This window comes from Streptomyces sp. NPDC048057, from assembly GCF_040653095.1.
In the GTDB taxonomy this organism is placed as follows: Bacteria; Actinomycetota; Actinomycetes; order Streptomycetales; family Streptomycetaceae; genus Streptomyces.
Genome location: NZ_JBEZNF010000004.1, coordinates 224,972 through 242,788 on the forward strand (window position 1 = coordinate 224,972; position 17,817 = coordinate 242,788).

A 17,817-nucleotide genomic window follows, 5' to 3' on the forward strand; every position below is an offset into this window, starting at 1 on the left:
CCTATTTAGCGAGGAAAGTCGGCTCTGCTGGCGGCCCGGGCCACGGCGCTCAGCCCCTGCCGGCCCCCACCAGCTCCGCCGCCGCGTCGGTCGCCCGCTCGCGCTCCATCATCGCGCGCAGCGGCCCCTCGACGGCGACCAGTTCGGCGTACGGACCGCGCTGGACGACCCGTCCCTCCGCCAGGACGACGACCTCGTCCACGGCGTCGAGCCCGTGCAGCCGGTGCGTGATGAGCACGGTCGCGGCCCCGCGCGCGGTGCGCTCCTCCGTCGCCGCCAGCAGGTCCGCCGTCAACGCGTCCGCGGTCGCCACGTCCAGGTGCTCCGCGGGCTCGTCGAGGACGAGCACGGGGAAGCCCGCGAGGAGCGCCCGCGCCAGCGCGAGCCGCTGCCGCTGGCCGCCCGAGAGCCGGGCGCCGTGCTCGCCGACGAGGGTGTCCAGCCCCTGCGGCAGCGCGTCGACCCACTCCAGCAGCCGCGCGTCGGCGAGCGCCTGCCGCAGCTCGTCCTCACTCGCCCCGGTACGGGCGATCCGCAGGTTCTCCCGCACCGAGCTGTCGAAGATGTGGGCGTCCTGGGCGCAGAGTCCGACGAGGCCGCGCACGGCGTCCCCGTCGAGCCGGTCCGCGGGCACCCCGCCGAGTTCGTACGTGCCGTCCCGGGCGTCCAGGAAGCGCAGCAGCACCTGTGCCAGCGTGGTCTTGCCGGAGCCGGAGGCGCCGACGACGGCGATCCGCTTGCCGGCGGTGACGGTGAGGTCCAGCCCGTCGAGCGCGTCCCGACGCTGTCCCGGGTACCGGGCGTGGATGCCGGTCAGCCGCAGCGGGAACGCCGTGTCCGGCGCCGCGGCCGGCTGCTCGGGCTCGCGTACGGGCACGGGCGCGTCCAGCACCTCGTACACCCGCTCCGCGCTCCGCCTGACCCGCTGCCGGTACTGCACCGCCAGCGTCAGACCGGTGACCGCCTCGAAGGCGGCGAGGGGGGTGAGGACGACGACGGCGAGGTTGACCCCGTCGAGCCGGCCGTCCCGCACCGCCTGGACGCCGACGGCCGCGGCGGCCACCACGGTGAGCCCGCAGGCCAGTGCGGAGAGCCCGGCGCCGAGCGCGGTGGCGGCGGCGCCGCGCTGGGCGATCCCGGTCAGCTCCCGGTCCGCGGCGCGCGTGCCGGCGATCCGGGTGCCGAGCGCCCCGGCCACGGTCAGCTCGGCGGTGCCGCGCAGCAGGTCGACGGTGCGGGCGGCGAGCCGGCCCCGGGCGGGCGCCAGTTGGCGTTCCGCCCGCCGTGCGAGCGCACCGCTGAGCAGCGGTACGGCGAGGCCGCCGGCGAGCAGCCCGAGGGCGAGGATCGCGGCGGCCTCCGGCAGCAGCCAGCCGGTGAACCCGACGGCGGCGACGCTGACCAGGACCGCGGAGCCGGCCGGCAGCAGCCAGCGCAGCCAGTAGTCCTGGAGCGCGTCCACGTCGTTGACGAGCCGGGCCAGCAGGTCGCCGCGGCGGCGGGCGCCCAGCCCGGCCGGGGCGATCCGCTCCAGGCGCCGGTAGACGGCGACCCGCAGTTCGCCGAGCATCCGCAGCACGGCATCGTGGGAGACGAGGCGCTCCGCGTAGCGGAACACGGCCCGGCCGATGCCGAAGGCGCGGGTCGCGGTGACGGCCATCATCAGATAGAGCACGGGCGGTTGTTCGGAGGCCCGGGAGATCAGCCAGCCGGAGACGGCCATCAGGCCCACCGAGGACGCCAGCGCCAGACTGCCCAGCAGCAGGGCGAGCCAGAAGCGGCCCCGTTGCTGCTCGGCGGCCCGCCGCACCCGGGTGAGCACCGGCACCCGCTTCCGCTCGACGTCGCCGCCAGCGGGATCGAAGGCGTACCCGTCGCCCCGCTCGGATCCCGCGGCGTCCTTCGCGTCTTCCGTGTCCCGCGCGGTTCCCGTCGGGCGCGACGACTCCTCCAGCCACTCCACCCGGTCGCCACGGCCCGCAGCGCGCACGGCGGCCCGCTCCCGCGCGGTGGCCGCCTCCGGCTCCTCCACCGGGACGTCGGCGACGGGAGAGGTACGGGTCAGGGTGACGACCCGGTCCGCGACCGCCAACAGCGCGGGGCGGTGCACCACCAGCAGCACGGTCCGGCCGGCAGCCAGCCGCCGCACCGCCTCCACCACGCCCGCCTCGGTCTCCCCGTCCAACGCGGCCGTCGGCTCGTCCAGGAGCAGCAGCGGCCGGTCCGCGAGGAATGCCCGGGCGAGCGCCAGCCGCTGGCGCTGACCGGCCGAGAGCCCCGCGCCGTCCTCGCCGAGCGGGGTCTGGACGCCGTCCGGGAGCGCGGCCACGAAGTCATACGCCCCGGCCTGCCGCAGCGCCGTCTCCACCGCCGCGTCCTCGGCGTCCGGTCGGGCCAGCCGTACGTTCTCGGCGATCGTGCCGGCGAAGAAGTACGGCCGCTGGGGCACCCAGGCGATCCGCTCCCGCCAGCGCGCCGGGTCCAGCTCCGCCAGCTCGACGCCGCCGACGCTGATCCGCCCCGCGCTGGGGGCCCGGAAGCCGAGCACCACGTCCAACAGCGTGGACTTGCCGATGCCGCTGGGACCGACCAGGGCGACGGTCTCCCCCTCGGCCACGGTCAGGGACGCGGCGTCCAACGAGGGCTCGGTGCGCCCCGGGTGCCGTACGGTCACGCCGTCCAGCTCCAGCCGCAGCCCGGCCGGTACGGGCCGGGTGCCGGCGGCGCGTGGCTCCTCCTCCAGGACCTCGAAGATCTCCTCGGCGGCGGCCAGCCCTTCGGCGGCGGCGTGGTACTGCGCGCCCACCATCCGGATCGGCAAGTACGCCTCGGGCGCCAGGATCAGGATGACCAGCCCGGTGTAGAGGTCCATGCCGCCGTGCACGAGCCGCATGCCGATGGTGACCGCGACCAGCGCCACGGAGAGCGTGGACAGCAGCTCCAGCGCGAAGGAGGAGACGAAGGCGATCCGCAACGTCCGCATGGTGGCCCGCCGGTACTCGGCGGTGATGGAACGGATCGACTCGGCCTGGGCCTTGGCCCGCCCGAAGACCTTGAGGGTGGGCAGCCCGGCGACCACGTCGAGGAAGTGACCCGACAGCCGGGACAGCATCCGCCACTGACGGTCCATCCGGGTCTGGGTGTACCAGCCGATCAGGACCATGAAGATCGGGATCAGCGGCAGGGTGCCCACGATGATCGCCGCGGAGACCCAGTCCTCGGTCACCACCCGTGCGAGCACCGCGACCGGCACGACGACCGCAAGGCCCAACTGCGGCAGATAGCGGGCGAAGTAGTCGTCGAGGGCGTCGATGCCCCGGGTCGCCACCGCCATCAGGGAGCCGGTGCGCTGTCCGCTCAGCCACTCCGGCCCCAGCGCGGTCGCCCGCTCCAGCAGCCGCCCCCGCAGCTCCGACTTGACCGCCGCGCTCGCCCGGTGGGCGGCGAGTTCGGTCAGCCAGGAGACCAGCGCCCGGGCCACGGCGACGGCCGCCAGCAGCGTCAGCGGGGTGAACACGTCCGCGACCGAGAGCCCCTGCTGGAAGGCCCCGACCACGATCTCGGCGATCAGCATCGCCTGGGCGATGACCAGCGCCGCCCCGACCAGGCCGAGCAGCACCACCGCGATCAGGAAGCGACGGGTGGTCCGGGCGTAGCGCAGCAGACGCGGGTCGATCGGTTTCACGTGAAACATCCCCTACGGACGAGAGGCGGGTGGGGCGCGGAGGTGGCGGGGCCCGAACGGCGCGTCCGGGCCCCGGCCCGAGTCGTGCTAGTGCGCGTCGGCGATGTGCTGGGTGCCGATGCGCTTGCGGAACACCCAGTAGGTCCAGCCCTGGTAGAGCATCACCAGCGGCGCGGCGATCCCGGCGCACCAGGTCATGATCTTCAGGGTGTACGGGGTCGACGAGGCGTTCGTGACGGTCAGGCTCCAGGCGTCGTTCAGCGAGGAGGGCATCACGTTCGGGAAGAGCGTGAGGAAGAGCATCGCGACCGCGGCCACGATGGTCACCCCGGAGAACGCGAACGACCATCCCTCGCGCCCGGCCATGTTGGTGGCGATCGCCACCACCAGCGCGGCGACCGCGACGATCATCGCGACCAGGCTGCCGCCGTCACCCCGGGAGACCTGGGTCCAGATCAGGAAGCCCAGCGCCAGCACGGCGGTGAGCACGCCGAGCTTGGTGGCGAGCGCCCTGGCCCGTACCCGGATGTCCCCCACGGTCTTCAGCGCGGCGAACACCGCGCCGTGGAAGGTGAAGAGGGTGAGCGTCACCAGTCCGCCGAGGAGCGAGTACGCGTTCAGCAGGTCGGCGACGTTGCCGACGTACTCCAGGTCCTCGTTGATCTTCACGCCGCGCACGATGTTGCCGAAGGCGACGCCCCACAGGAAGGCGGGGATCAGCGAGGTCCAGAAGATCGCGTTCTCCCAGTTGGTCTGCCAGCGCTCCTCGGGCCGCTTGTGGCGGTACTCGAAGGAGACGCCGCGCACGATCAGACAGAGCAGGATCACCAGCAGCGGCAGGTAGAAGCCGGAGAAGAGGGTGGCGTACCACTCGGGGAAGGCGGCGAAGGTCGCGCCGCCCGCGGAGAGCAGCCACACCTCGTTGCCGTCCCACACCGGACCGATGGTGTTGATCAGTACGCGGCGTTCCTTGCGGTCCCGGGCGAGCAGCTTGGTGAGCACCCCGATCCCGAAGTCGAAGCCCTCCAGGAAGAAGTAGCCGATCCACAGGAAGGCGATCAGTACGAACCAGACGTCGTGAAGTTCCATGCCTCAGCAGCTCCTTGCGGCCTCAGTAAGAGAAGGCCATCGGCCGGTCGGCGTCACGATCGTCGCCGCCGATCTTCTTGGGCGGGTTGAGGTCGGCCTCCGTCAGCTCGGGCGGGCCGAGCTTGACGTACTTCACCAGCAGCTTGACCTCGATCACGGCGAGCACCGCGTAGAGCAGGGTGAAGATGATCATCGAGGTGAGCACCTCGCCCTGGGAGACCCCGGGGGAGACCGCGTCCTCGGTGCGCAGCACGCCGTAGACGACCCACGGCTGACGGCCCATCTCGGTGAAGATCCAGCCCCAGGAGGTGGCGATCAGCGGGAAGGTCATGGTCCAGAGCGCGACGATCCAGTACAGCCGGCCGAAGCGGGCGCTCAGGGCCTTCTTCCGGAAGAGCACCAGGTTCGGCACTTCGTCCTCACCGGTCCGCAGCGCCGGTGGCAGCAGGAACTTCTTGCGGGTCAGCCAGAGCCCCAGCAGTCCGATGGCGAAGGACGCCATGCCGAAGCCGATCATCCAGCGGAAGCCCCAGTAGGCGACCGGGATGTTGGGCCGGTAGTCGCCGGGCCCGTACTTCTCCTGCTCCGCCTTGTTGACGTCGTTGATGCCGGGGACGTACGAGTCGAAGTCGCCGTTGGCGAGGAAGGACAGTATCCCGGGGATCTCCAGCGCGACCTCGTTGTGCCCCTTGTCCACGTCCCCGTAGGCGAAGAGGGAGAACGGCGCCGGCGCCTCGCCGTCCCACAGGGCCTCGGCGGCGGCCATCTTCATCGGCTGCTGCTTAAACATGACCTTGCCGAGGAAGTCGCCGCTGACCGCGGTGAGCAGCCCGGCCGCGATCACGGTCACCAGGCCGAGCCGCAGCGAGGTGCGCATCACCGGCACGTGCTTCTTGCGGGCCAGGTGGTACGCGGCGATGCCGACCATGAACGCGCCGCCGACGAGGAAGGCGGCGGTGATGGTGTGGAAGAACTGGGTGACGGCGGTGTCCTGCGACAGCACCCGCCAGAAGTCGGTCAGCTCGGCCCGTCCGCGCTCCTCGTTGATGCGGTAGCCGACCGGGTGCTGCATCCAGGAGTTGGCGGCCAGGATGAAGTACGCGGAGAGCACGGTGCCGATCGAGACCATCCAGATGCAGGCCAGGTGGATCTTCTTCGGCAGCTTGTCCCAGCCGAAGATCCACAGCCCGATGAACGTGGACTCGAAGAAGAACGCGATCAGCGCTTCGAAGGCGAGCGGTGCGCCGAAGATGTCACCGACGAAGCGGGAGTAGTCGGACCAGTTCATGCCGAACTGGAACTCCTGCACGATGCCGGTGACGACCCCCATGGCGATGTTGATCAGGAAGAGCTTGCCCCAGAACTTGGTCGCCTTGAGGTACTTCTCCTTGTTCGTCCGGACCCAGGCGGTCTGGAGCCCCGCGGTGAGCGCGGCGAGGGAGATCGTCAGCGGTACGAAGAGGAAGTGATACACGGTCGTGATGCCGAACTGCCATCGCGCCAAGGTCTCCGGCGCCAGAGCCAAGTCCACGTCGTCATCTCCTTACATCGACGAGGTCGATCGGCAGTTTGCCTGGTTAATCCCTGTCATTGCGGGACGAACGAGACACGCTTGTGAAAGCGTTCACATTCACATGAGATTATGTCTCATACGAAATCCGGACTGATGACCGGGGGGTACCTCTTGACTCGACAGCCGTCCGGAAGCTAGGGGAGCGGGGCCACGACCGCCCGGAAACACAGCGGTGGCCCGGGTCCCCACCGGGAACCCGGGCCACCGCAGAAGCCGTCGGAGCCGTACGCGGGAGTGGGCCCGCCGAGGGCGGGCGCGCGTCACATCTCCCGGTGGAAGGCCTCCGCCACGTGCAGGAACAGATCGTTGGCCTCCGGCTCCCCGATCGTGATCCGCACCCCCTCGCCCGGGAACGGCCGCACCGTCACCCCGGCCCGCTCGCACGCCGCCGCGAAGTCCACCGTCCGCTCCCCGAGCCGCAGCCAGACGAAGTTGGCCTGCGTCTGCGGCACCGTCCACCCCTGCTTGACCAGGCAGTCGTACACCCGCGTCCGCTCGCACACCAGCGACCCGACCCGCCCCAGCAGCTCGTCCTCGGCCCGCAGCGAAGCCACCGCTGCGTTCTGTGCGAGCTGCGTCACGCCGAACGGCACCGCCGTCTTGCGCAGCGCCAGCGCCACCGGCTCGTGGGCGATCGCGAAGCCCACCCGCAGCCCCGCCAACCCGTACGCCTTGGAGAACGTGCGCAGCACCGCGACGTTGGGCCGGTCCCGGTAGATCTCCACGCCGTCCGGCACCTCGACGTCCCGGATGAACTCCCGGTACGCCTCGTCCAGCACCACCAGGACGTCCGACGGCACCCGGTCGAGGAACCGTTCCAGCGCCGCCCGGTGCACCACCGTGCCGGTCGGGTTGTTCGGGTTGCAGACGAAGATCAGCCGGGTCCGGTCGGTGATGGCGTCGGCCATCGCGTCCAGGTCGTGCACCTCCCCGGAGGTCAGCGGCACCTGCACCGACGTCGCCCCGCTGACCTGGGTGATGATCGGGTACGCCTCGAAGGAGCGCCACGCGTAGATCACCTCGTCGCCCGGGCCCGCGGTCGCCTGGATCAGCTGCTGGGCGACCCCGACCGACCCCGTCCCGGTCGCCAGGTGGGAGACGGGCACCCCGAAGCGGTTCGCCAGCTCCTCCATCAGGGACCCGCACGCCATGTCCGGGTAGCGGTTGAACTCGTGCGCCGCGGCCAGCACGCTCTCCAGCACGCCCGGCAGCGGCGGATAGGGGTTCTCGTTGGACGACAGCTTGTACGCGACGGGGCCGCCGGTGGCCGCGGGCCGGCCCGGCTTGTAGGTGGGGATGCCGTCCAGCTCGGCGCGCAGCTTCGGGCTCGTCTCGCTCACCGCAGGTCCTCCTCGACCGTCCGACCGTTGTCCGGAAACCCGTCCGGCAACCAATGCTCCACACCTTATGAGGATTCGCCTCCGCTGCGAACGGGTCACCGCGAACCGATCTCCGCGAACCGATCTCCGTGAGCCGATCGCCGCGAACCGGTCACCGCGAGCGAGCCCCGGCTCCGCGGGCCGATCACCGCGAGCGAGCCCGCCGCGGACCGCACCCGAGGAGGGGGAGCGCTCGTTCTACGGGCGCGCGCCCGCAGTTCGCTCCGTGTCGCGCGTCCCCCGTAGAGGTGAGTTGCGACCTCCCCGGCACGAGGAACCACCGGCAGACCAGACCCACAGAACACTGCATACGCCACACAGTTCCCTAGCAAGTCCCTTATTTTCCAAGGCAGTTCATGGTTTATGATCATGCAGAATCGTGCCTGTCAACGACTGAACGCACGATCAGCCCGACCCCCCACGCGAGCCCTAATATCGGCTCGCCATGACAGCAGCAGGGAAGCACCAGGTGAGCCGGACGGACACATCCCGCCGGGGAAGCCGGCAAGGTCGGGCGGGCATTCGAGACGTCGCCGCCGCCGCCGGTGTCTCCATCACGACCGTCTCGGACGCGCTGAACGGAAAAGGCCGCCTCCCGGACGCCACCCGCAGACACGTCCGCGAAGTGGCCGACCGGCTCGGTTACCGCCCGTCGGCGGCGGCCCGCACCCTCCGTACGGGCAAGTCGGGCCTCATCGGCCTGACCGTCACCACGTACGGGGATGAACCTTTCACCTTCACCGAGTTCGCGTACTTCGCCGAGATGGCGCGGGCCGCGACCTCCGCCGCGCTCGCCCGCGGCTACGCCCTCGTCATCCTCCCGGCGACCTCCCGGCACGACGTCTGGTCGAACGTCGCGCTGGACGGCACCGTCGTCATCGACCCCTCCGACCACGACCCCGTCGTCACCGAGCTCGTGCGCCAGGGCCTGCCCGTCGTCTCCGACGGCCGTCCCGCCGGCACCCTCCCCGTCACGGCCTGGGTCGACAACGACCACGAGGCCGCCGTCCTCGACCTGCTGGACCACCTCGCCGACGCCGGCGCCCGCCGCATCGGCCTGCTCACCGGCACCACCACGGACACCTACACCCGCCTCTCCACCACCGCCTACCTCAGCTGGTGCGAGCGCGTCGGCCAGGACCCGGTGTACGAGTCGTACCCCGCCCACGACCCGTGCGCGGGCGCCGTCGCCGCGGACCGACTGCTCGCCCGACCGGACCGGCCGGACGCCGTCTACGGACTCTTCGACCCCAACGGCACCGACCTGCTCGCCGCGGCCCGCCGCTACGGCCTGCGCGTCCCCGACGACCTGCTGCTGGTCTGTTGCAGCGAGTCGACGGTGTACGCCACCACCGAGCCGCCCATCACCACGCTCTCCCTCAAGCCGCGCCGGATCGGCACGGCGGTCGTCCAGCTCCTCATCGACGCCATCGAGGGGATCGACGAGGACCGGCCGGTCGAGCAGGTGATACCAACGGAGTTGATCATCCGGACGTCCTCACAGCGCCGCTCCCCGCGGACGACCGTGAGCGCGCCGCGCTCCCCGTCACCGGACTAGGGCCTCTCGTTCGGATCTCGCTGGGCTCGCCCAGCCTGATCCAGACGAAAGACCCCGGGGTCCGAGGAATCGGGATCCGCCGAGCGTCCCCAATTAGGGCCCTATTGGGGCGAAACAGCCGACGTGTCAGGGGTGCGGCTGGATTCACCACCCCTGGTGCGTCACACAGCGCGGACCTCATTCCTATGATGGGCGCACGACACCGCGGACCACCCCGACCAGGCTGGGCCGAAAGGTGAACGGCGGCGCGACGGTGGTGGAGGGGTCGATGACTCAGGGGGCCGGTCAGGGACCCGTGGTGCGTACGGCGACGTTGCGCGATTTCCGCGTTCCGCCATACGCGCAGATGCCCGTGCAGTCGGAGGCCCCGCCTCCCGAGCCTCCCGTGCAACAAGAGCCGCAGCAGGAACCGCAGCACGAACTCCAGCAGGCGTCACAGCCCTACGGCGAGCCGCAGCCGTACGGCGAATCCCAGCCCTACCAGGAGCAGCAGAGGCCGCAGGAGCAGCAGGGGACGCCCGAGCAGCACCAGCCCCCGGTGCAGGTCAGCCACCCCGCGCCGCCAGCACCCCCGGCGTACCCCACGGAGCACCAGCCCCACGCCTCCCACCCCGGAGACCACCCCGGCAACGCCCTGCCGGAGGACGAGATGCCCGAGGGCTACACCCCCACCGAGCGCGACCTCCCCGTCATCAGCCGCAGCGGGCCCGACGACCTCACCGTCCAGCTCCAGCCCGGCGCGGTCGTCGCCCCGGCGCCCGCCGCCGACGGCCCCGGCCCGCTGTACGTCGTCGGCGACGTCCACGGCTACCTCGACGAGCTGGTCGCCGCCCTCGCCGCCCAGGGCCTGATCGACGCCGACGGCAACTGGGCCGCCGGCAACGCCCGCCTCTGGTTCCTCGGCGACTTCACCGACCGCGGCCCCGACGGCATCGGCGTCATCGACCTGGTGATGCGGCTCTCCGCCGAGGCCGCCGCCGCCGGCGGCTACTGCAAGGCCCTGATGGGCAACCACGAACTGCTGCTCCTCGGCGCCAAGCGGTTCTCGGACACCCCGGTGAACTCCGGCGCCGGCACCGCCACCTTCCAGGCGGCCTGGCTGCTCAACGGCGGCCAGAAGAACGACATGGACCGCCTCCAGGACGTCCACCTCCAGTGGATGTCCCGGCTGGACGCCGTCGTCGAGGAGGACGGCCACCTGCTGCTGCACTCCGACACCACCGCGTACCTGGAGTACGGCGAGACGATCGAGGACGTGAACGACACCGTCCACGAGATCCTCACCCGCAACGACGCCGACGAGTGCTGGGACCTCTTCCGCAAGATGACCAAGCGGTTCGCCTTCCGCGACGAGGAGGCGGGGCCCCTCGCGGTGCGCGAACTGCTCTCCGCGTACGGCGGCAACCGGATCGTGCACGGGCACAGCCCCATTCCGTACCTGCTCGGCGAGGTCGGCACGGAGGACGGCGAGGACGGGGACCGCCCGGTCGTCGAGGGGCCGCATGTGTACGCGGACGGATTGGCGATCGCCATGGACGGCGGCGTCACGATGGCCGGAAAGCTGCTCGTCGTCCAGCTTCCGCTACCCGGCTGACGCAAGCCGGGTACGCGTTTTACCTAAACCCCTGTCACTCCGTGCCGTAACCGCTCTACCATCGGCCTAACCGACGCAGGCACTCCTCCACCCACGCCCAACCGCCCGTCCGGGACGGGTGTTTCCGGCCTTACGGAGCATCGGGGGATGCACATGAACAGCGCTCCGCACCTGCAGAACGAGGACCGCGCCGAGTTCGAGCGCCTCCTCGAAGACGCGCTGCGCAACGCCCATGAACGGCCCGATCTCGCCACCGTGGGGCAGCGGCTGAACGCGGCCCAGCTGCGCACGATGGCCCTGAACGCCACGGCGCTGATCACCGCCTCCGCCGCGCCCGAGTACGAGCACTACGTCAGGATCCGCGAAGAGGCCCGTTCGCCCTCCGCCGCGTCCGCCGGCGACCGGGACCGGCCCAGGATCCACGTCGACGGCGACGGCAGCGGCGCCGGCTTCGCGGCCGTGGTCGCGGTGCTCGCCCCGGTCCTCGCGGGCATCGCCGCCCTGCTGTTCCTGCTGGTCGGGTACGTCCTCAAGATGCTCGACCCGCCGCCGTCGTTCGCCCAGACCATGGTGTCGGCCGGCTGGTTCTTCGCCGCCCTCACCGCCGCGGCGATCCTGTACGCGGGGGTCGGGCTCCTGCGCACCGCGCTGCGCAACAGCGCGACGCAGCTGCCGGCCGAGGAGATGTCGAACGAACTCCCCGACGAGGTGGCGCGCGCCAAGGACGCCTGGCTGCACGCGGTGCTGGAGCGCGGCGTCCTGCCGTTCCTGCGGATCGCGCTGGAGGACCCGGCCGCGGACCCGGTGTCCGGAGCGCCGCCGCGGCCCGTGACCCGCATACCGAAGGTCGGGTACGACAGCCCGGACTACTCCAGTCCGAGCGAGGGCAAGTCGGCGGGGCAGCGGCCCACCTTCACCAGCCCCGACTTCACCAGCCCGGACTTCGGGGGCCCCGAGAACCGCCCGGAGTGACCTGGCCGCGCCGTGGCACCGCCGCGGTACGAGGGTGCGGCCGCGAGGCGCGCACCGTACCCCCGTCCCCCCGAGTTCCCCTGACTCCTCGTGCTCCCCGGTCGGCCGGCCGCGCGGTCGGTCGGTCCCGCGGCCGGTCCGTCGGGCCGGTCGTTCAGTCAGCCGGTCACTCGGCCATCGGCAGGTACACCCTGTTCCCGCTCGCCGCGAACTCCTTGGACTTCTGGAGCATCCCCTCGGTGATCTCCTCCGCCGTCGCGTCCGGTGCGGAGGCACCGCCGAACTGCTCCGAGATGCTCTGGCTGATCTTCATCGAGCAGAACTTCGGGCCGCACATCGAGCAGAAGTGCGCCGTCTTCGCCGGCTCGGCCGGCAGCGTCTCGTCGTGGAACTCGCGCGCGGTGTCCGGGTCGAGCGCCAGGTTGAACTGGTCCTCCCAGCGGAACTCGAACCGCGCGTCGGAGAGCGCGTCGTCCCACTCCTGCGCCCCCGGGTGCCCCTTGGCGAGGTCCGCCGCGTGCGCCGCGATCTTGTACGTGATCACCCCGGTCTTCACGTCGTCCCGGTTGGGCAGCCCCAGGTGCTCCTTGGGCGTCACGTAGCAGAGCATGGCCGTGCCCCACCAGGCGATCATCGCCGCGCCGATGCCGGAGGTGATGTGGTCGTACGCCGGTGCCACGTCCGTGGTGAGCGGGCCGAGGGTGTAGAACGGCGCCTCCTCGCAGATCTCCTGCTGGAGGTCGATGTTCTCCTTGATCTTGTGCATGGGCACGTGCCCGGGGCCCTCGATCATCGTCTGCACGTTCATCCGCTTGGCGATCTTGTTCAGCTCGCCCAGCGTCTTCAACTCGGCGAACTGCGCCTCGTCGTTGGCGTCCGCGATCGAGCCGGGCCGCAGCCCGTCACCGAGGGAGTACGTCACGTCGTACGCGGCGAGGATCTCGCACAGCTCCTCGAAGTGCTCGTACAGGAACGACTCCTTGTGGTGCGCCAGGCACCAGGCGGCCATGATCGAGCCGCCGCGGGAGACGATGCCGGTCTTGCGGCGGGCGGTGAGCGGCACGTACCGCAGCAGCACGCCGGCGTGCACCGTCATGTAGTCGACGCCCTGCTCGGCCTGTTCGATCACGGTGTCCTTGTAGATCTCCCAGGTCAGCTCCTCCGCCCTGCCGTCGACCTTCTCCAGCGCCTGGTACAGCGGCACGGTGCCGATCGGCACGGGGGAGTTGCGCAGCACCCACTCCCGGGTGGTGTGGATGTTGCGACCGGTGGACAGGTCCATGACCGTGTCGGCGCCCCAGCGGGTGGCCCAGGTCATCTTCTCCACCTCCTCCTCGATGGAGGAGGTCACGGCGGAGTTGCCGATGTTGGCGTTGACCTTCACCAGGAACCGCTTGCCGATGATCATCGGCTCGATCTCCGGATGGTTGACGTTGGCCGGCAGCACCGCGCGGCCGGCCGCGATCTCGTCCCGCACGACCTCGGGGGAGACGTTCTCCCGCAGGGCGACGAACTCCATCTCGGGGGTGATCTCGCCGCGGCGGGCGTACGCGAGTTGGGTCACCGCCCGGCCGTCCCGACCGCGCCGGGGCTGGCGCGGGCGCCCGGGGAAGACCGCGTCCAGGTTGCGCAGTCCACCGCGGGGCGAGGTGTGCTTGATCCCGTCGTCCTCGGGGCGCACGGGCCGGCCCGCGTACTCCTCGGTGTCGCCGCGGGCGACGATCCAGCTCTCGCGCAGCGGGACCAGCCCACGGCGCACGTCGGTCTCGACGGTGGGGTCGGTGTACGGGCCGGACGTGTCGTACAGCGTCACGTCCCGGCCGTTGGTGAGGTGCACCTGACGGACCGGCACCCGCAGGTCGGGGCGGGAACCCTCGACGTATGCCTTGTGCCAGCCCGGTGTGCGGGCGCCGTCGACAGCGGGTTCGACGGCAGGCGTGCGTGCGTCCTGAACGGTCATGGAAGACCTACTCCCTACGCCGGCATTACCCGGTAACAGGTTCGGCGGTCGACGCAGCGGTGTCCGCGACGTGTGGCGGGCCGGCGCTCTCGCGGCCGGCCCTGCAGTACGTCTACGGAGGTCAGCGCCCTCTCAGCCCGGTGCTCCGAGCTCCCGCGTGTGCAAAGGTGGCACCACGCTAGCGTCATTTCTGGCGTGCTGACCAGGGGGCCCCTGCCGTTCTTGCGATGATCGGTCGGTGACGTCATCACCGCCCGGCCCCCAGCAGGGCCCTGCTCCCCAGCCCGCGCCCGGCCAGGAACACGGCCACCAACACGGCCACGGACACGGCCACGGACATGGGCACAGCCACGGGCACGGGCCCGCCGCGCCCGTCTCGCGGCATCTGCGTCGGGTCATCGCCGCGGTGCTGATTCCTTTCGCCACGGCCGTCGCCGTGGGTCTGGTCGTCCTGTGGCCCGGCTCCGCGCCCGGCCACGAGCGCACCGGCGTGGGCTTCGACCGACAGACCGAACAGGCCACGGTGACCCGGATCGAGCGCATCGACTGCAAGTCCGTGAACTCCGCCCAGGTGCCCGCGACCGGGGACACCAGCACGCCCCAGGGGCGGGAGGCGATCGCCGCGCAGGAAGGCGAGTGCAAGAAGGCCACCATCAGGATCGACTCCGGCCAGCACAAGGGCCGCGTCTTCGCGGAGGTCGTCCAGCCGGACGCGGTGCGGCAGTTGGAGAAGGACCAGGAGGTCGTGGTGGCGTACGCCCCGGACGCTCCGCCGGACCTCCAGTACGCCGTCATCGACGTGAACCGGAAGGTCCCGCTGGCGGTGGTGGCCGGGATCTTCGCCCTCGCCGTGGTGCTGGTGGGGCGGATGCGCGGGGTGATGGCGCTGATCGCGCTGGTCATCTCGTTCGCCGTACTGACGCTGTTCATCCTGCCGGCGATCTTGGCGGGGTCCAATCCGCTGGTGGTCGCGGTGGTCGGGGCGAGCGCCATCATGCTGATCGCGCTCTACATGTGTCACGGGCTGACGGCGCGCACCTCGGTCGCGGTCCTCGGCACGCTGATCTCGCTGCTGCTGATCGGGCTGCTCGGCTCGGTCTTCATCGAGTGGGCGGTGCTGTCGGGCAACACCGACGACAACACCGGCCTGATCCACGGTCTCTATCCGGAGATCGACATGAGCGGTCTGCTGCTGGCGGGGGTCATCATCGGCTCGCTCGGGGTGCTCGACGACGTGACGGTGACCCAGACCTCGGCCGTGTGGGAGCTGCGGCAGGCGGATCCGACCATGGGGCCGCGGGCGCTGTACCGCGCGGCCATCCGGATCGGCCGCGACCACATCGCCTCCGTGGTGAACACGCTGGTGCTCGCCTACGCGGGTGCCGCACTGCCGCTGCTGCTGCTCTTCACCATCGCGCAGAGCGGGGTGGCGACGGTCGCCAACAGCGAGTTGGTGGCGGAGGAGATCGTCCGGACCCTCGTGGGGTCGATCGGACTGGTCGCCTCCGTCCCGGTGACCACCGCGCTCGCGGCGCTGGTGGTCTCCGCCGACCGTCCGCAGCCCGGCGGGGCGGTGCCCGCGAGCCGTGGTTCGGGCCGGGGCCGGCGCCGCAAGAAGTAGCGGCGCCAGGGCGTGTCCCAGGGCCGCTCAGCCCGCGTTCTCCCCGGTGAGGATGGACCTGAGCACCTGTTCCAGGTCGGTGTCGAAGTCGCCGAAGGTCCGCTCCTGGCCGAGCGGGACCAGGCGATCGGTGCGGTCGAGGAAGGCGACCACGGGGGCGGCGCTCACCTGGAAGTACGCGCAGTCCCCGCCGACCTGGAGCCGGATGCCCAGGTCGGCGAGTTCGCCGGGGCCCATCGGCGCGATGTGCACGTCGCCGTCCCCGCTCGGCCCGACGATTCCGTCGAGCAGCAGATCGCGGCTGAAGGCCCAGGTCACCGGGGCGTCACCGGGCAGGTGGAAGGTCATCCGCACGGCGTACGGATCCTCGACCTCGTACCGGAGCTCCACCGGGATCCGGAACGAGAGCTCCTCGGAGACAAGGAAGTTCATCAGGACCTCGGCCTGGACCGACTCGTCGCGCATCGTGTACCCCGCAGTGAAGGAGGCCCGGATCGGGCCTGGTTGGCAGCCTTCTGGATGAAGTCAGCAGAAAACGGGTCAGGGAGGATACCCCTGAACCTCTCCCAACAATCGTGCTGTATGCGACCAGAGGACTACAAGGAGTGATTTTTCAGATACTGATAGAGAAGGCGAGGGAACCCAGCAGGCTGCCTATCCCCGTTCTCAGTTGCTCGATCGCCGGGAGCAATCGTTCCTCCTGGTCGAGCGGGAGGGATATCGCCATCGCGGCGGCGCCGGAGCCGGCGGTGATGGGGATGGCGGCGCAGACCGTGCCGGCCGCGTACTCCTGGCGTTCGATCACGGAGTCCATGCGCCTGCGCGCCGCGATCCGGTCCAGCAGGGTGCGCCGGTCCGGTACGGAGCAGGGCGTCAGGGGCCGCACCGGGTAGCGGTCGAGGTGGTCGTGGAGGGCCGCCTCGTCGAGCTGGCCGAGCAGGCACTGCCCGAGGGCGTGTGCGTGCCCGGTCGCGCGGAAGTCGGCCCACTCGCGGACTGCGGGGGCGTGCGGGGCGTCGGCGATGCCGGCGATGTCGATCTCGCCCTCGCGGTAGACCGCGAAGTAGACGGGCACGCCGATCGCGTCCCGCCAGTGCTCCAGCGACTCCTCCAGCTTGCTGCGACGATTCTGCGCCGTCGCGCCGACCGGGGTCAGCCGCTCCAGGGCGTCCCCGAGTACGAACACCCCCTTCTCACGGCGCAGATACCCCTCGTGCGCCAGGGTGCGCAGCAGGTGGTACGCGGTGGGAAGGGGGAGGCGGGCCTGCCGGGCCAGCACCTTCGCGGGCGCGCCCGCCGGGTGCGCGGAGGCCGCCTCCAGCAGTCTGAGCGCCCGCTGCACGGATGTGATCAGGGTGGGGGGAGCACCGTCGCTCGCCGCCGTGGCCACGAATCACCCCCAGAATGTCCTGACGTGGTGACGGACGACTCGCCCGCCCGCGGGGGCCGTCCCCGTGGATCCGCCGCGCCGGGCTGCCCGGGTTCCCACGTCTCCCCGACGGGGGAGCGCTCGCGGGTGCACAACAGGGCGCACTAGGGGTGGTGAAACCGGATGCCCAGCGGCGGACTGCCACTGTAATGGCCATTCAACCAACTGGACCCTGCGTTGGGCCTGGGTTCCCTCGCCTGGGTTAAAGCAGTACCGCCCAGTGGTTACCACTCCCCGCGGGAGTTCGATGATCCCTTGAACTTCCGTACGACGAAGATCAGTCCGCCGATGAGGGCGACGAACACCAACATCTTGAAGAGCAGACCGATCACGAAGCCGACGACGTTCGCGATCAGACCGCCGAAGATCGCGAGCGCGACCAGCGGGACCGCGACCCACTTCACCCACCACGGCAAACCGGCGAAGATCTCCCGTACCGCCATCGTCGTCCCTGCCTTTCCCGGACACTGCCGTTCCCGCTGTCGTCTTCCGTGTCGTCCTCGATGCTAGGCGGGCCGGGTGCGGCCCGGGCGGCCCGCGGCCCCCGATCTCCCCTGAACCGTCCCTTAGGGCATCCCGGAGCGCGTCTCAGCTCTCTGGTGGAGAGAAGACGACCAGGACCCTGAGGTCCTCGGTGATGTGGTGGAACTTGTGCGCCACCCCGGCCGGCACGTAGACGACGCTGCCGCGCGCCACCGCGGTGGTCTCCATCCCGACGGTGATCGAGGCGCGACCGCTCACCACGAAGTACACCTCGTCCTGGCCGTGGGGCTGCTGGGGGTCGGCGGTGCCCGCGTCGAGCGCGTACAACCCGACCGACATGTTCCGCTCCCGCAGGAACTGGAGGTACGCACCGTCGTTCGCGGCGCGTTCCGCTTCCAGTTCGTCCAGTCGGAATGCCTTCATCGTGCTCCGCCCTGCTGTCGTGTCCGATCACGTCAGCCACGATCAGACACA

13 protein-coding genes and 1 riboswitch are annotated in these 17,817 nt (G+C 70.9%); of the genes, 4 read left to right on the forward strand and 9 right to left on the reverse strand.

What is annotated here, in order from left to right; genetic code table 11:
• Positions 1 to 49 precede the first annotated feature (49 nt).
• The 4 genes from cydD to hisC form a co-directional block, all read right to left on the reverse strand.
• Positions 50 to 3,694, reverse strand: a complete 3,645-nt coding sequence (gene cydD / locus AB0E05_RS06355) for a thiol reductant ABC exporter subunit CydD (protein ID WP_361959642.1) — start codon at positions 3,692 to 3,694, stop codon at positions 50 to 52.
• A 78-nt stretch (positions 3,695 to 3,772) separates the two neighbouring features.
• Positions 3,773 to 4,774 carry a cytochrome d ubiquinol oxidase subunit II gene (gene cydB / locus AB0E05_RS06360; RefSeq protein ID WP_361959645.1) on the reverse strand — a complete coding sequence of 334 codons (1,002 nt, stop codon included), beginning with the start codon at positions 4,772 to 4,774 and terminating at the stop codon, positions 3,773 to 3,775.
• Positions 4,775 to 4,796: 22 nt separating this feature from the next.
• Entirely contained in the window at positions 4,797 to 6,305 is a 1,509-nt protein-coding gene (locus AB0E05_RS06365) for a cytochrome ubiquinol oxidase subunit I (protein ID WP_361959648.1), read from the reverse strand.
• A gap of 302 nt (positions 6,306 to 6,607) precedes the next feature.
• A complete protein-coding gene (gene hisC, locus AB0E05_RS06370; protein ID WP_361959651.1) occupies positions 6,608 to 7,687 on the reverse strand; it encodes a histidinol-phosphate transaminase in 1,080 nt (359 codons plus the stop codon).
• A gap of 484 nt (positions 7,688 to 8,171) precedes the next feature.
• On the opposite strand from hisC, the gene AB0E05_RS06375 reads away from it, so the two are divergent.
• The 3 genes from AB0E05_RS06375 (at position 8,172) to AB0E05_RS06385 (ending at position 11,850) form a co-directional block, all read left to right on the forward strand.
• Positions 8,172 to 9,284 carry a LacI family DNA-binding transcriptional regulator gene (locus tag AB0E05_RS06375; RefSeq protein ID WP_361536233.1) on the forward strand — a complete coding sequence of 371 codons (1,113 nt, stop codon included), beginning with the start codon at positions 8,172 to 8,174 and terminating at the stop codon, positions 9,282 to 9,284.
• Between the two features lie 253 nt (positions 9,285 to 9,537).
• Entirely contained in the window at positions 9,538 to 10,878 is a 1,341-nt protein-coding gene (locus AB0E05_RS06380; protein ID WP_361959917.1) for a metallophosphoesterase, read from the forward strand.
• 147 nt (positions 10,879 to 11,025) lie between these two features.
• Positions 11,026 to 11,850: a hypothetical protein gene (locus AB0E05_RS06385; RefSeq protein ID WP_361959656.1), complete on the forward strand. Its 825-nt coding sequence runs from the start codon at positions 11,026 to 11,028 to the stop codon at positions 11,848 to 11,850.
• 166 nt (positions 11,851 to 12,016) lie between these two features.
• Here the strand turns inward: AB0E05_RS06385 and thiC are convergent, their stop codons facing one another.
• On the reverse strand, positions 12,017 to 13,810 hold the full coding sequence (gene thiC / locus AB0E05_RS06390; RefSeq protein WP_361959659.1) for a phosphomethylpyrimidine synthase ThiC: 1,794 nt from the start codon (positions 13,808 to 13,810) through the stop codon (positions 12,017 to 12,019).
• A riboswitch (TPP riboswitch) is annotated at positions 13,805 to 13,977 on the reverse strand. Its footprint overlaps the gene before it by 6 nt.
• A gap of 71 nt (positions 13,978 to 14,048) precedes the next feature.
• Here thiC and AB0E05_RS06395 point away from each other — a divergent pair.
• The gene (locus AB0E05_RS06395; protein ID WP_361959662.1) at positions 14,049 to 15,431 is read left to right on the forward strand and encodes a YibE/F family protein; all 1,383 of its coding nucleotides are present in this window, start codon (positions 14,049 to 14,051) and stop codon (positions 15,429 to 15,431) included.
• Positions 15,432 to 15,458: 27 nt separating this feature from the next.
• Here AB0E05_RS06395 and AB0E05_RS06400 read toward each other — a convergent pair whose 3' ends face one another.
• The 4 genes from AB0E05_RS06400 to AB0E05_RS06415 form a co-directional block, all read right to left on the reverse strand.
• On the reverse strand, positions 15,459 to 15,896 hold the full coding sequence (locus tag AB0E05_RS06400; protein WP_361959665.1) for an SsgA family sporulation/cell division regulator: 438 nt from the start codon (positions 15,894 to 15,896) through the stop codon (positions 15,459 to 15,461).
• A gap of 148 nt (positions 15,897 to 16,044) precedes the next feature.
• Positions 16,045 to 16,821, reverse strand: coding sequence for an IclR family transcriptional regulator C-terminal domain-containing protein (locus AB0E05_RS06405; RefSeq protein ID WP_361959668.1), 777 nt, complete (start codon positions 16,819 to 16,821; stop codon positions 16,045 to 16,047).
• 263 nt (positions 16,822 to 17,084) lie between these two features.
• Positions 17,085 to 17,303 (reverse strand): DUF5326 family protein, encoded by a 219-nt coding sequence (locus AB0E05_RS06410; RefSeq protein ID WP_361959671.1) that lies wholly within the window; start codon positions 17,301 to 17,303, stop codon positions 17,085 to 17,087.
• A 145-nt stretch (positions 17,304 to 17,448) separates the two neighbouring features.
• On the reverse strand, positions 17,449 to 17,766 hold the full coding sequence (locus AB0E05_RS06415; RefSeq protein ID WP_361959674.1) for a cupin domain-containing protein: 318 nt from the start codon (positions 17,764 to 17,766) through the stop codon (positions 17,449 to 17,451).
• Positions 17,767 to 17,817: the final 51 nt, after the last annotated feature.

Coding starts and splice junctions, on each gene's coding strand:
- AB0E05_RS06375 (WP_361536233.1), top strand. CDS start 8,172: ATGACAGCAGCAGGGAAGCACCAGGTGAGCCGGACGGACACATCCCGC.
- AB0E05_RS06400 (WP_361959665.1), bottom strand. CDS start 15,896: ATGCGCGACGAGTCGGTCCAGGCCGAGGTCCTGATGAACTTCCTTGTC.
- AB0E05_RS06385 (WP_361959656.1), top strand. CDS start 11,026: ATGCACATGAACAGCGCTCCGCACCTGCAGAACGAGGACCGCGCCGAG.
- AB0E05_RS06415 (WP_361959674.1), bottom strand. CDS start 17,766: ATGAAGGCATTCCGACTGGACGAACTGGAAGCGGAACGCGCCGCGAAC.
- cydB (WP_361959645.1), bottom strand. CDS start 4,774: ATGGAACTTCACGACGTCTGGTTCGTACTGATCGCCTTCCTGTGGATC.
- cydD (WP_361959642.1), bottom strand. CDS start 3,694: ATGTTTCACGTGAAACCGATCGACCCGCGTCTGCTGCGCTACGCCCGG.
- AB0E05_RS06410 (WP_361959671.1), bottom strand. CDS start 17,303: ATGGCGGTACGGGAGATCTTCGCCGGTTTGCCGTGGTGGGTGAAGTGG.
- thiC (WP_361959659.1), bottom strand. CDS start 13,810: ATGACCGTTCAGGACGCACGCACGCCTGCCGTCGAACCCGCTGTCGAC.